The following is a 14,999-nucleotide window of genomic DNA, read 5'->3' on the forward strand; positions in this document are numbered from 1 at the left end:
GTCAGCCCTCCGCCGGGGCGGGCGCCCGGTCATGGGTGGCGGCGATGGTACGGAACTGCATGTTGGAGGTCCCCTCGTAGATCTTGCCGACCTTGGCGTCCCGGTAGAACTTCTCCACCCCGTGCTCGGGGACGAAGCCGTTGGCGCCGAGCGTCTCCACGGCCAGCGCGGCGGCCCGCTCGGCGACCTCCGAGGCGACGTACTTGGCCATGGCGGTGGCGCGCAGGCGCTGGGCGGGTGAACCGCCGTGCTGGAGCAGTCGGGTGGTGTCGTAGAGCAGCGCGCGGGCGGCCTGGAGTTCGGCGGCGACGCGGGCCAGTGGGAACGCCACCCCCTGGTACGTGGCGATCGGCTGGCCGAACTGCCGACGGTGGTTCGCGTAACCGGTCGCGGCGTCGAGCACCCCTTGGGCCAGCCCGACCAGCTGCGCGGCGATGCCGACCTTGCCGACGTTGAGGGTCTCCACGGCCAGCAGCTCCCCCGCGCCGGGGCGGCCGAGCACGTCCCGGCGTCCGACGCGCACCCCTTCGAAGGTGACGTCGCAGGTGGAACTGGCCCGGATGCCCATCTTGGCCACCGGCGGCCCGACGGTCAGCCCGGGAGTGTCCCGGTCGACCAGGAACGCGGTGAGCCCGGCGTCGGCGAGCCGGGCGAAGACCACGAACAACCCGGCCTCGGCGGCGCTGCTGATCCAGCGTTTCGCCCCGTCCAGAACGTACCCCCCGCCGTCGGCGACGGCGCTGGTCCGGCCGCCGAAGGCGTCGCTGCCGGCGTCCGGCTCGCTGATCGCATACGCGCCCACGGTGCCGTTGGCCAGCCGGGGCAGGTGCCGGCGGCGGGCGTCGCCGTCGCCGTGGTGCAGCAGGGCGCTGGCCACCAGGGCGTTCTGCACGTCGACCAGGACGGCGACGGCCGGGTCGACCCGGGCGATCTCCTCGATGGCGAGCACCACCGCGAACAGGTCCCGGCCGCCGCCGCCGTACACCTCGGGGATCTCCACCCCCATCAGGCCGGCGGTGAAGAGTTCCTCGACCAGCGCGGGGTCGATCCGGGCGGCCTCGTCCATCGCCCGTACCCGGGACGCGACCGCCCGGGCGGCGAACCCGGCGACCGTGTCGCGCCAGGTCCGGTCCTCCGGCGGCAGCCAGGTGACCGGGGGCGGCACCTTCAGGGCGGGTTCGGTCATCGTACGGCTCCCTCCGGGTCGGCGTCCGGCACGGACCGGCCGGCGGCGGGCCGGCGGCTGGTCACGGCGGTCAGGAAGGCGGCCAGGTCGTCGCGGCCCAGCCCGGCGAGGGGGAAGTCGCTGGGGTCCACCGTGACGGCGTCGGGCCGGGCGCAGTGCGCGGCGAGCCCGGTCAGCGCGTCGGCCAGCGCGTCGGCCAGCGCGTCCAGGGTGGCCACGTCGGCCTCCCCGGCGGCGGGGGCGTACACCTCGACCAGCAGTGCCCCGCCGGCGAGGTGGCCGGTGACCACGAGCCGGTGTCCAGGGCCGTCGTGGGCCCGGGGCGCGATGGCCGGCTCCTCGGCCGTGCCGTCGAGGTCGCCGAGGTGCCGCAGCAGCAGCTGAGCCGGCCGGGCACCGGACACCGGTGTGGCCGCCCGGTGCCGGCGCTTCACCGTCGGCACCAGCTCGGCCAGGTCGTCGGTCAACGCCAGGCGCACCGGCACGACGGTGGCGTACGGGCCGACGGCGCCGGTGGCGTCGAGCTCGGCAACGCCGTCGGCACGCAGGTCGCGTTCGACGTCCACCACCGCCCGGCGGGCGCCGGTGGCGTGCAGCGCGGCGGCCAGCGCCGCCAGCACCACCTCGTCGGCGGTCAGCCGGTACGTCCGGGATGCCGCGTCCAGCAGCGCCGACGCCCGCTCCGCCGGTACGGTCACGGTCCGCCGGCAGCCGTCGCCAGGTCCGGCCGGGCCGGACGGCAGCGACAGCACGTCCTCGACCGACGTCGCCCCGGAGTCGGTCTCGTCCACCGGCTCCGACCCGTCCGGCGCGGTCTCCCCGGCGGCCCGCTCGGCCCAGCGGGCCAGCGGCACCGGCGGCGCGGCCGGCTGCGGGTCGCCGCCGGCCGCGACCGCGACCAGGGCGCGCCGCAGGTCGGCGCAGAGCGTCGGCCAGGAGCGGGCGTCGACCGCCAGGTCGGCCACCAGCCACACCAGCCGGCGCTCTCCGTCGCCGAGGTCGAACAGGGCGGCCCGGGTCAGCGGCCCGTCGACCGGGTCCAGCTCGGCGCGGATGTCGGCGACCATCTGGGTACGGGCGGCGTCCCGCCGGGCCGCCGGCAGCGGCGCCAGGTCGATCAGCGGCACGTACGGCTCGTCCTCGACGCCGACGCGCTGCCGCCAGCCGTCCGGGTCGGCAACCAGCCGCACCCGCAGTGCGGGGTGCGCGGCGACCAGGGCCCCCAGCACCCGGCTCGCCGCGTCGGAGTCCAGTCCGGCGGCCACCGGCACGTCGAGCACCTGCACGCCGAGCGGGCGGGCCGGCCCGTCCGGGCCGACCAGGGTCCGCTGCCACGGGGTGAGCGGGAAGCCGGCGTCGGCGCCGGCCCGGCCGCCGGGCGATCGGGCGTCGGCCACCGCCGCCAGTTCGGCCACCACCTGGTGGGCGAAAAGGTCGGCGGGGGTGAGTTCGAGGCCCTCGGCGGCGGCCCGGCTGACGATCTGGATGCCGGTGATCGAGTCGCCGCCCACGGCGAAGAAGTTGTCGAACGGGCCCACCTCGGGCTGGTTGAGCACCTCACCGATGAGCCGGGCCAGCAGCAGGGCGGTCGGGGTGGCCTCGCCGGTCGGCCTCGCCTCGCCGGCCGACCGGGCAGGGTCGGGCAGGGCCGCCCGGTCCACCTTCCCGTTGACCGACAGCGGCAGCCGGTCGAGGGTCAGCAGCGCCTGCGGCACCATGTACGACGGCAGGGCGCTCGCCGCCTCCGCCCGGACCTCCTCGACGAGGGCGTCGCGGTCGGCCGCAGGGTCGGCGGGCACCAGGTAGGCGACGAGCCGGCGGTGGTGCCGGTCGCCGGGGGCGGCGGCGACGGCCGCGGCGACCCCGGGGTGGCGGCCCAGGACCGCCTCGATCTCGCCCAGCTCGATCCGGTAGCCGCCGATCTTGACCTGGAAGTCCTCCCGGCCGAGGAACTCGATGGTGCCGTCGGGTCGCCACCGGCCCAGGTCGCCGGTGCGGTAGAGGCGCTCCCCGGTCGCCGGACGGGTGACGAAGCGACCTGCGGTGCGTTCCTCGTCCCGCCAGTACCCGTCGGCCAGACCGACGCCGCCGATGAACAGCTCGCCGGTCACCCAGACCGGGCACTCCTGCCACCGGTCGTTGAGCACATGGAAGCTCTGGTTGCGCATCGCCCGGCCGTACGGAATGGACTCCCAGGACGGGTCGACCTCGCGGATCTCGTGGCAGATCGACCAGATCGACGCCTCGGTGGCGCCGCCGAGGCTGACCGGCAGGCAGGCCGGGGCCAGCTCCCGCAACCGCTCCGGCAGGTCCACCGGGATCCAGTCGCCGGACATCAGGAACAGCCGGACCGCCGCCAGCGCGTCCGCCGGGCCGTGGCCGGCGACGTGGTCGGCGAGCATCTGGGCCAGCGCCGGCACCGAGTTCCAGACGGTGACCCGGTGAGCGGTGACCAGGTCCACCCAGTGGCCGGGGTCGCGGTTGCTGCCGTGCCGGGGCAGCACCAGTCGACCACCCGCGCCGAGCAGCCCGAACACGTCGTAGACGGAGAGGTCGAAGCTGAGCGAGGAGAGGCCGAGGGCGGCGTCGTCCGGGCCGATCGACCAGCGTTCGGTGACGTCGTCGACGGTGTTGCGGGCCGCCCGGTGCCGGATCATCACGCCCTTCGGCGTGCCGGTCGAGCCGGAGGTGAAGATGACGTACGCGAGGTCGTCGGGGTCGGCGGCCGGCAGTGGCTCGTCGTGCCCGGCCGGCGCTTCGGCGGTCAGGTCGACGGTCAGCTCGGTGACCCCGTCCGGCCAGGTGCGACGCGGGCCGTCCACCCGGGACAGCACCGCCCGGCAGCGGCCGAAGGTGACCAGGTGGTCCTGCCGCTCGGCGGGCAGGTCCGGGTCCACCGGCAGGTACGCGGCACCGGCCAGGAGCACCCCGAGCGCGGCGGCGACCTGCGCGGCGGACTTGTCCACCGCCACGGCGACCAGCTCGTTGCGTTCCACGCCGAGGGCGCGCAGCCGGTGGGCGACGGCGTGGGCGTGCCGGGACAACTCGCCGTAACTGACCACCACCCCGTCGGCGTCGATGACGGCCGGGCGGTCGGGCTCGCGGCGGGCCCAGCCCAGCAGCGGGTCGTGCAGCAGCCCGGCGGCGGGCGGCCCGGCGGTGTCGTTCGCCGCCGCCACCAGCTCGCGTTGGGCACTCGGACGCAGGTCCCCCGGGTCCTCCCGCCACGCGGACTCGCCTTCGGCGAGGGCGGTGGTGAGCCGGCTGAACGCGGCGAAGACCGCGTCGAGCACCCCGTCGGGGAAGAGTTGGCGCACCCCGTGCCAGCTCATCCGGACCCCGTCGGCGGTTTCCAGCAGGGCGAAGTCCAGCCACACCTGCGGGGTCTGGGCGACCTCGTGGACCATGTCCCCGAGCCAGCCGAACCAGGTCTCGTCGCCCGGCTCGCTCTCCTGCACGACGGTGCTGGTGAAGACGACCGGCGTCACCGCGCCGGCTGCACCGCCGCGGGCCCGGGCCATCTCGCGCAGCACCTCGACCCCGCTGACGTACCGGTGTTCCAGGTCCTGCCAGCTCTGCTCCTGCAGGTGCCGGGCCAGCCGTTCCACACTGCCGGCCGCGGCCAGGTCGACCGGGAGCAGGTCGAACGAGGCGAACTCGCCGACCAGGTCACCGACGTGCGGGTGCACCGGCAGCCGGTTGGTGACGGTGACGTTGACGGTGAAGCGACCCGACCGGCACCAGGCTCCCAGCGCGTAGGCGTACACGGCGAGCAGCACCGACGAGGGGGTCAGGCCGTACCCGCCGGCCCGTTCGGTGATCCGCCGCCAGGTGTCCCGGTCCAGCTTGAGGTCGAAGGAGACCGGCTCCGGCCGGGTGACCGCGGCCGGGGCGACGGCCAGCGGCAGGTCCGGCCGCGGTGGCAGCTCGGCGATCCGCTGCCGCCAGTAGTCCAGCGAGCGGCGGTGCAGCGGGCTGCCGCGCAGTTCCTCGGTGGCCAGCACGTAGTCGCGGTAGGACAGGTCGAGCGGGGCGAGGTCGCCGACGCCCTGGTGGATGCGCCGCCAGTCCCGGGACAGCAGCCGGATGCTGCCGATGTCCGCGATCATGAGGTCGAAGCCGAGGTGCAGCCGGGTCCGCCCGCCGGGCAGCAGGGTGGCCCGGACGTCCCACAGCGGCCACACGTCCACCGGCCGCATCTGGTGCGACAGCGTCTCGCGCAACTCGGCGAGGCTCCGTTCGACCGCGTCTGCGGGACGGTCGCGCAGATCCGTGACCTCGATGACGTACGGGCCGGGGTCGGGCAGGATGCGCTGGCGGCCGTCCTCGCCGATCACCGCCCGGAGCATGCCGTGCCGGCGGACGACCTCCTGCCAGCTCGCGGTGAGCCGGTCCAGGTCCACCTCACCGGTCTCCACCTCCCAGTAGACGTGGGCGGCGACGTTGCCGCCCTCCACGCTGCCGAGCCGGCCCAGCCACTGCGCCTGCTGGATCTCGGCGAGCGGGAACGGCTCGTGCGCCTGGTCCGGGGCGGGAACAGCCGGCGGCAGGCCGGGGTCCGGCTCGTCGATGCCGGTGTCGGCGGCCCGGCCGGCGGCGACCAGGGCGGCCACCCCGGCCACGGTCGGCGCGGCGAGCATCTCGCGCAGCCCGATGCGGATGCCGAACGCCTCGTTGACCCGGGCGACGACGCGGGTGGCGAGCAGCGAGTGCCCGCCCAGTTCGACGAAGTTGTCGTCCACCCCGATCGGCGCCGCGCCGAGCAGGTCCTGCCAGATCGCGGCGACGAGGCGTTCCCGGTCGTCGCGGGGGGCGACGTAGGCGGTCTGCACGTTGGGCCGCCCGTCCAGACCGGCGCTCGGGTCGGCGGCCGGGTCCGCTCCGCCGCCGTGCAGCCCGGCGAGGTCCAGGGCCGTGGCCTGGCCGCCCGGGGAGATCCAGTAGCGGCGGCGCTGGAACGGATACCCGGGCAGGGACACCCGGCGGCGCGGACCGTCGGCGGCGAGGTCGACGTCGACGCCGGCCGCCCAGAGCCGGCCGAGCAGGGTCGGCCCGGGATGCGTGCCGGCCGGCACGTCGCCCGGGGCCGGCATGCTGGCCAGCACGGTGGCGTCCCGGCTGACCTGCCGGGCCAGGGTGCCCAGGGTCCTGCCGGGGCCGACCTCCAGCAGCACCGCGTCGGGGCCGGCGACCAGCGCGACCGAGGCGCCGAAGCGCACGGTGTCCCGGACGTGCCCGGCCCAGTACGCCGGGTCGGTGGCCTCCCGGTCGGTGATCCACTCACCGGTGCGGTTGGCGACGAACGGCAGCTTCGGCGGGGCGAGCCGGATACCGGCCAGTTCGGCGGTGAAGGGGTCGCGAACCGGGTCCATCATCGCCGAGTGGAAGGCGTGCGAGGTGTGCAGCCGCCGGTGCGACACGCCGCGCTCGGCGAGCACCCGCTGCAGCGCGGCGACGTCGTCGTCCGGACCGGAGACCACACACAGCTCGGGGGCGTTCGCGGCGGCGAGGGAGAGCGCCGGGGTGAGCAGGGGGCGCACCTCGTCCTCACCGAGGGCCACCGAGAGCATCGCGCCGGGCGGCATCGCCGCCATCAGCCGGCCCCGGGCGGCGACCAGTCGGGCCGCGTCGGACCGGTCCAGGACGCCGGCCAGGCAGGCGGCGGTGAGCTCGCCGACGCTGTGCCCGATCATCGCGTCCGGGGTGATGCCGTGCGCGGCCAGCAGCGCGGCGGTGGCGTACTCGACGGCGAACAGGGCCGGTTGGGCCAGGTCGGTGGACTCCAGCCGGCGGGCCGCCTCGGCCGGGTCGACGTCGTCGGCGGGGTGCAGCACGGTGCGCAGGTCCAGGCCGAGGTGCGGTTCCAGGTCGGCGGCGACCGCGTCGAGCGCGTCACGGTAGGCCGGTTCGGTGGCGTACAGCTCGGCGCCCATGCCCGGGTACTGGCTGCCCTGGCCGGGGAAGAGGAAGACCAGCCGGGGCCGGTCGACGGCGGTGCCGGTGACCGTCCGGGTCGGGTCGGCCAGCGCGACGGCCGCGTCGGCGGCGTCGGTGGCGACCACCGTACGGCGGTACCGGGCCGGGCCCCGGCCGCGGTGCAGGGTCCAGGCGACGTCGGCCAGCGGCGGGGCGTCCGGCGCGGCGAGGGCCGCGGTGAGCTGCGCGGCGGCCTCGTCCAGCGCCTCGGGCGTACGCGCGGACAGCGTGATCACCTGGGTGGCGCGGGCCGGCGGCGGCAGCGGGGCGGGCGTGGGCGCCTCCTCGACGACGACGTGGGCGTTGGTGCCGCCCATGCCGAAGGAGCTGACCCCGATCCGGCGAGGCACGTCGCTGGCCGTCCACTCACGCAGTTCGGTGTTGACCCGAAACGGCGAGCTGTCGAAGTCGATCTCCGGGTTGGGCTTGTCGTAGTGCAGGCTGGGCACCAGTTCCCGGTGCTTGAGCTGGAGCACCGCCTTGATCAGGCCGGTCACCCCGGCGGCGGTGTCCAGGTGGCCCACGTTGGACTTCACCGACGCCAGGGCGATCCCGCCGCGCCGGCGCATCCGGGGGGCGAAGACCTTGTTCAGCGCGGTCACCTCGATCGGGTCACCGAGCGGGGTGCCGGTGCCGTGCGCCTCGATCGCGGTGACGGTGGCCGGGTCGACCCCGGCGATGCCGAGGGCGGTGGCCACGGCCCTGGCCTGCCCGTCCACGCCCGGGGCGGTGTAGCCGACCTTCGCCGAACCGTCGTTGGTGACCGCGCTGCCCCGGATCACCGCCTCGACGTGGTCGCCGTCGGCGAGGGCGTCCTCCAGCCGCTTGAGCACCACCACGCCGACGCCGCTGCCGAAGACGGTGCCGGTGGCGGCGGCGTCGAACGGCCGGCAGTGCCCGTCCCGGGAGAAGATCAGCCCTTCCTGCCAGAGGTAGCCGCTGGGCTGGGGCAGCCGGATCGCCGCGCCGCCGGCCAGCGCGACGTCGCACTCCCCCTCCAGCAGGGCCTGGGCGGCGACGTGCACCGCGACCAGCGACGACGAGCAGGCGGTCTGCACGGCCACCGCCGGCCCGCCCAGGCCCAGCTTGAAGCTGACCCGGTTGGGCAGGTAGTCCTTGTCGTTGGTGACCAACAGTTCCAGCGTCTCGCCGATCGTGCCGGCGACCCGACCGGCCAGCACGTTGCCGAGCAGGTACGTGGACAGGGCGCTGCCGGCGTACACGCCGACGGTGGCGTCGACGGCGCCGGGGGCGTACCCGGCGTCCTCCAGGGCGTGCCAGGCGCACTCCAGGAACAGCCGCTGCTGCGGGTCGATCAGCGCCGCCTCGCGGGCGTGGTAGCCGAAGAACGCGGCGTCGAAGTCCTCGATCCCGGTCAGGACGGAGGCGGCCCGCACGTAGCTCGGGTCGGCCAGCGTCTCCTCGGCGATCCCCCCGGCGCGCAGGGTGTCGGTGTCCCAGAAGGTGATGGACTCGACGCCGTCGCGCAGGTTGCGCCAGAAGGTGGCCACGTCGGGGGCGCCGGGGAACCGGCCGGCCATGCCGACGATCGCGATGTCGCCGCTCACCCCGCTCATCGGGCCGCCTCCGCGGGCCGGCCGGCGCGCCGGCCGCGGCGGGCCGCGGCCCGGCTGAACGCCTCGTCGACGGCGTCGCCGGCGGTCCCGCCACCGCCGTCGAGCCCGGCGGCGAGCCGCCGGATCGTCGGATGCTCGAACATGTGCATCAGGGGGAAGGTGCGCTCCAGCGCGGCGCAGAGCTCCCGGTAGATCTTCACGATGGTCACCGAGTCCGCGCCGAGGTCGAAGAAGCGGTCGTCGACGCCGATCCGGTCGACACCGAGGACCCTCCGGAACACCTCGGTCGCGGTCCGCTCCACCTCCGACGTCGGCGCGACGTACGCGGCGGTGCCGGTGCCGCCGGTCTCGGCGGAGCCGGCGAGCCGCTCCAGGGCGGCCCGGTCGACCTTGCCCCGAGCCGACAGCGGCAGCCGGTCCAGGGTGACCACGGTGCCCGGGACCATGTAGTGCGGCAGGGTCGCCGCGGCGTGCGCGCGCAGCCGGTCGGCGAGGGTGCCGCCCCCGGCCGGGCGGGGCGCCGGGTCGAGCACCCCGCCGAGCAGGCTGTGCAGCACCCGGTCGTCGTCGTCGAGGGCGAGCAGGTCCCGCACGGCGTGCTCGTCGGCGATCAGGCCCAGCTGGCAGAGCCCGAGCTGGAGCCCGGGGGCGCTCTCGTCGAGCAGCTGGCTCATCTCACCGGCCTCCAGCAGGCAGAAGTGCAGCGCCCGGGTGCCGTAGAGCGGTTCGATCGCGGACATCCGGCCGACCAGGAAGATCTGGAAGGCGCTGCCGTCGTAGGTGGGCTGGTTGGTGGAGACGTGCGCGCCACGGTCCAGGTCGACGTCCGGGCGGACCGGGACGAGTCGGTGGGCCACCGGATCGTGGTAGTAGCTGCCGCCGGCGAGCCCGTCCACCCGGCCGGGGCGCACGTGCACGTACGTCTGGACCGGGTAGAGCGCGCCGGCCGAGGCGTAGCGGTACTTCGGCAGCACCTCCCCGTCCCGGCTGCGCAGGTTCTCCAACAGCCGGGCCAGGTCGGTCAGCGGTACCGGCCGGTCGGCGAAGACCCGTCGGCTGGCCCGCCGGGCCCATACCTCCTCGGCCCGGTTGTCGTCCAGGGTGGACGGCAGGTCGACGGGGGTGCCGGTGAGGTCGGTGCGCAGCCCCCTGCGGGCCAGGGTGAACTCGGTCCGGCGTACCGGGTCGGCCTCCACGTCGCCGAGGACCTTCTTCTCGGCGACCTTCGGGTCCAGGTCGGTGCCCGCCGGGCCGGCGGCACCGCCCGTTCCGTCGGGCACGACGAAGGCGACCAGGCGGCGGCGGTGCCGGTCCGGGCCGGCGGCGAGCACGGCGGCCTGGCGCACCTGCGGATGCCGGGTGAGAGTGGCCTCGATCTCGCCGAGCTCGATGCGGAATCCGCCGATCTTCACCTGGTGGTCGGTGCGGCCGAGGATCTGCAGTGTCCCGTCGGGCAGCCACCGGCCCAGGTCACCGGAGCGGTACAGCCGTTCCCCGGTCTCCGGGTGCGTGACGAACGACGTGGCGGTCAGGTCCGGGTCGCGCCAGTAGCCGTCGGCCAGGCCGGCGCCGCCGATGAACATCTCCCCCGGCACCCCGACCGGGCAGGGTTGCATCCGGTCGTTGAGCACATGGATGCGGTGGTTGGCCAGCGGTCGGCCGTACGGGATGGACTCCCAGTCCGGGTCCACGTTCTCCACGTCGTACGCGACGCACCAGATGGCCGTCTCGGTGGGGCCGCCGGAGGCGACGAAGCGGACGTCCGGAGCGAGCGCCCGGACCCGCTCCGGCAGGTCCACCGGGATCCAGTCGCCGGAGAGCCACATCAGCCGCAGGCTGGCCAGCCCCGGGTGCCCGCCGTCCGGTTCGGCCTGCTCGACCAGCATCCGGGCCAGTGCGGGCACGGAGTTCCAGCAGGTGACCCCGTGGGTGGCCATCAGCTCCAGCCAGCGGCCCGGGTCGCGTGCGGCGGCCGGTTCGGGCAGCACCAGCGTCGCCCCGGCGCCGAGGACGCCGAAGACGTCCCACACCGACAGGTCGAAGCTCAACGCGGACAGGCCCAGGGCGACGTCGTCGGGGCCGAGACCGCAGCGTTCCCGCACCTGGGCGACGGTGGCCAGGGTGGCCCGGTGGGAGAGCATCACCCCCTTCGGCGTGCCGGTGGAGCCGGAGGTGAAGAGCACGTACGCCAGGTCCTCCGGCCGCTGCGCCGGCTCCAGCTCGGCGGCCTCGCCCGCCGGGTCGGCGGTGGCGTCGACCGGCACCACCCGGATGCCGTCCGGCCAGTCGTCGCGGTCCGGGCCACCGGCGCGCACCAGCACGGTGCTCACCTCGGCGCGGCGCAGCTGGTGGTCCTGCCGGGCGGGCGGCAGGTCCGGGTCGATCGGCAGGTACGCCCCGCCGGCCAGCTGCACGCCGAGGGCGGCGACGAGCTGGGCGGCGCTCTTGTCCGCGGCGACCGCGACGAGCTGGTTGGGGCGTACCCCGTCGGCGCGCAGCGCCCGGCCCAGCGCGCTGGCCCGCCGCCAGAGCTGCCCGTAGCTCAGGGTCGCGTCGGCACCGACCACGGCGGTGCGCTCGGGGTGGGCGGCGGCCTGCCGGCCGATGGCGGTGAAGAGCAGCTCGTCGGGGATCTCGACGGTGGCGGTGTTGGCGTCGGCGACCAGTTGCCGCTGGGCGGCCGGCAGCGCGTCCAGCGCGCCGGGCGCCCACGCCTCGTCGCCGGCGGCGAGCCGCTCCAGCAGGTCGGTGTAGGCGTGGAAGAGGTCGTCGAGCATGGCGTCGGGGAAGAGGTCCTCGACCACGTCCCAGTGGTACGACAGCGCGCCGTGGTCCTCGTAGACCTGGTGGTCGAAGAGCACCTGCGGGGTCTGCGAGATCACCGAGACGGTCTCGCCGAGCCAGGCGGCGCCGAGCGCGCCCTGCGCGCCCTCCTGGTCCCGGCCCTGTTCCCGGGCGCTGGCGAAGACCACCGTGGCGAAGGTGCCGGGGCGTACGCCGCGCTGCCGGCTGAGTTCGCGCATGACCTCGACGCCGGAGAAGTAGCGGTGCTCCAGGTCCTGCCAGAGCTGCCGTTGGATCCGCTCGGCCAGCCCGCCGAGGCCGTCGCGGGGGGTGACGTCGATCTCCAGCAGGGTGACCGCGGTGAAGTCGCCGATCACGTCGTCGATGCGCGGGTGCAGCGGCATCCGGTTGAACAGCGGCACGTTGACGGTGAACCGTCCGGTCCGGCTCCACCGGCCGAGAACCTCGGCGAACGCGGCGAGCTGCACCACCGACGGGGTGACGCCACGCCGGGCGGCCCGGGCCCGCAGCCGCGCCCAGCGGTCGGCGTCGAGCAGGTGCGAGCGGCGCCGCCGGCGCCGCCGGTCCGCCCCGGAGACCAGCGGCAGCTCCGGGCCGGGCGGCAGGTCCGGGATGCGGGCCAGCCAGTAGTCCCGGGAACGCCGGTACGCCTCGGAGCCGGTGACCTGGTCCAGGGCGAGCACGTAGTCGCGGAAGGAGACCGGCAGCGGGTCCTGGTGGGCGTGCGGGTGGGCGTAGTGGTCGCCCCACTCCAGGAAGAACAGCCGCACGCTGGCCACGTCGGCCACCAGCAGGTCGAGGCTGACGTGCACCCGGGTGGTACCGCCGGGCAGCCGGCTGGCCCGGACCTCGAACATCGGCCAGTGGTCCATCGGCAGCACCTGGTGGCTCAGCTCGTCGCGGGTCTTGGCGAGCTGAGCATCCCGTTCCGCCGGGTCCGCGTCGGACAGGTCGGCCAGGGCGATGTCGATCGGGGGCACCTGGTCGGCGGGGAGGATCTGCTGGGTGCCGTCGCTGCGGACCACCGCGCGCAGCATCTCCTGCCGGGCGACGAGCTGGTTCAGGGCGCGGGTCAGCCGGTCCACGTCGAGTTCGGTGGCGTCGATCTCGACGTAGATGTGGATGGAGACCTCGCCGAGGTCGTAGCCGGCGCTGCGGCCGACGAAGTAGGCGTACTGCTGTTCGGTGAGCGGGAACGGTTCGTGCCGGTGCTCGGGGTCGGCGACGACCGGCCGCCAGGCGATGTCCCGGCCGCCCGGGGCGGCGTCGAGCTGCCCGGTGACCAGGTCGGCCAGGCCGGTCACCGTGCCACGCATGAACTCGGCGATGGGGATGCCGACACCCAGGTCACGTTCCAGGTCGCGACGCAGTTCGATGGCGCGCAGCGACTCCAGGCCGAGGCCGGCCAGCGGCAGGTCGGTGGCGACCCGGTCGGCGGTGGTGCCGAGCAGGGTGGCGAGCCGGCGACGCAGCTCGGCGACGAGCACCGGGGTTCGCAGCGTCTCGTCGAGGGCGAGGAGCATGTCCCGCATCGGGGCGGCGACCGGTGCCGGGCCGGCCGGGGCGTCGGCGGCGGGCCGGCCGCCCCGGGCCAGGGGCTGAAGTTCCCCGGCCAGGTAGCGGTCGCGGCAGGCGCCGCGCTGTACCTTGCCGCTGACCGTCTTCGCGACGCCCTCCGGGCCGACCAGCACCACCTCGTGCACCTCGACCTCGTGCTCGTTGGTGACGGCGGCGCGCAGCCGGGCGACCAGGTCGTCGGGGTCGACGCCGGTGGTGTCGGCGATGGACTGCACCACGACCAGGCGTTCCTCCCCGTCGGTGTCGACCGCGAACGCCGCCGCGGGTGCCCCGGCCAGTGCCGGGTGGACCCGCTCGCAGGTCATCTCGACGTCCTGCGGGTAGAGGTTGCGGCCCCGGATGATGATCATTTCCTTGAGCCGGCCGCAGAGCACCAGGTCGTCCTCGTGCCGGAAGCCCAGGTCACCGGTACGCAGGAACGGGCCCGTGCCGTCGGCCAGCCGGGCGCCGAAGGTCTCCTCGGTCAGCTCGGGACGCTGCCAGTAGCCCTGGCAGACGACCGGGCCGCGGACCCACAGTTCACCGACCCGGTCGTTCGCGCAGACCGTACGGGTGGCCGGGTCGACGACCAGGATCTCGCTGTGCGGCCCGGCCGGACCGACACCGACCAGGGTGAGGCTGCGGTCGTCGCCGTCGACGGGCACCACCCGGCCCTGTTCCAGCTCGGCGGCGTCCACCCGGAGCACCAGCGGCTCCGGGTCGGCGTGCCGGCCGGTGAGGAAGAGCATCGCCTCGGTCATCCCGAAGCCGGGCGCCATCGTCTCGGGCCGAAAGCCGTAGCGGCGGAACTCCTCGGTGAACCGGGCGATGGTCGCGGCGCGGACCCGCTCGGCGGCGTTGAACGTGGTGTGCCAGCCGGACAGGTCCAGGCCGGCCCGGCGCTGCGCGGGGACCTGGGCCAGGCAGCGCTCGAAGGCGAAGTTCGGCGCGCAGCCGAAGACCGGGCCGGGGGTGTCGGAGATGGCCCGCAGCCAGCGCAGCGGGTCGGCGACGAAGTCCTCCGGGGTGAGGAAGACCGCCCGGCCACCGAGGTACTGGGCCAGCAGCAGGTGCCCGGCCACCCCCAGCGCGTGGTACGGGGATATCCAGCTGACCACGTTCGCCCCGGCCGGCAGCCCGGCCAGCGTCACCGTCTGGTCGATCTGGTGCAGCAGGTTGCGGTGGCTGACCATGACGCCCTTCGGCGCGCCGGTGGAGCCGGACGTGTACTGCAGCAGCGCCAGGTCGTCCCCGGTCAGCTCCGGCGGGCTCCAGCCGTCGGCGGTGGCCTCGTCGATCCGGTCCACGGCGAGCCACGGCACGTCGGGGCCGAGCCGTCCGCGCAGCTCGGTGAGGCGGTCGGCCAGTTCGGCGGTGGTCACCACCACGCTGACCTCGGCGTTGCCGGCGATCTGCACGGCCCGCTCGGTGCGCGGGTCGCCGGCGCCGTCGACGGGGGGTGGGCAGGCCACGGCGACGCCGCCGGCGTACATCACTCCGGTGAGGCCGACCAGGAAGTCCAGGCCCGGAGCGAGCAGCACCAGCACCCGTCCGGCCGGGCCCAGGTGCGGGGCGAGGGCGGCCGCGAGGGCCGCTGAGCGTCGGTCGTACGCGCTGCGGGTGAGTTCCCGGGCGACACCGCGCCCGTCGGAGGTGTCGGTGCCGGCGGGGTAGGTCAGCTGCGCGAAGGCGACCGCCCCCGGATCCGACGCGGCGTTGGCGCGGAGGATGTCGATCAGGGTGGTCGCCTGGATGCCGCCGTCGAAGGCAAGGTCGGTCATGCGCGCTCCTGGCTGGAAGTCGGTCGGTCCGGCGCGGTCGGTGCCCCGGCGCCCGTCGGCGCGGCGGCGGTGGGCACGCCGCGCCGGAGGACTGGTGATCTCGCGGGGTTCTCCCAC

General features: G+C 75.3%; 3 protein-coding genes. All 3 read right to left on the reverse strand.

Annotated elements, in window-relative coordinates:
• Window position 1 precedes the first annotated feature (1 nt).
• The 3 genes from GA0070560_RS14240 to GA0070560_RS14250 are packed head-to-tail and all read right to left on the reverse strand — an operon-like array spanning window position 2 to window position 14,882.
• Complete coding sequence (locus tag GA0070560_RS14240) at window positions 2–1,186, reverse strand: acyl-CoA dehydrogenase family protein (protein ID WP_245675514.1); 1,185 nt, start codon at window positions 1,184–1,186, stop codon at window positions 2–4.
• Entirely contained in the window at window positions 1,183–8,739 is a 7,557-nt protein-coding gene (locus GA0070560_RS14245; RefSeq protein ID WP_091296368.1) for a hybrid non-ribosomal peptide synthetase/type I polyketide synthase, read from the reverse strand. The genes GA0070560_RS14240 and GA0070560_RS14245 overlap by 4 nt, the downstream gene beginning before the upstream one ends.
• Window positions 8,736–14,882, reverse strand: coding sequence for a non-ribosomal peptide synthetase (locus tag GA0070560_RS14250; RefSeq protein ID WP_091296371.1), 6,147 nt, complete (start codon window positions 14,880–14,882; stop codon window positions 8,736–8,738). Before GA0070560_RS14250 ends, GA0070560_RS14245 begins: the two co-directional genes overlap by 4 nt.
• Between the last annotated feature and the right edge of the window lie 117 nt (window positions 14,883–14,999).

Source organism: Micromonospora halophytica (assembly GCF_900090245.1).
Lineage (GTDB): Bacteria > Actinomycetota > Actinomycetes > Mycobacteriales > Micromonosporaceae > Micromonospora > Micromonospora halophytica.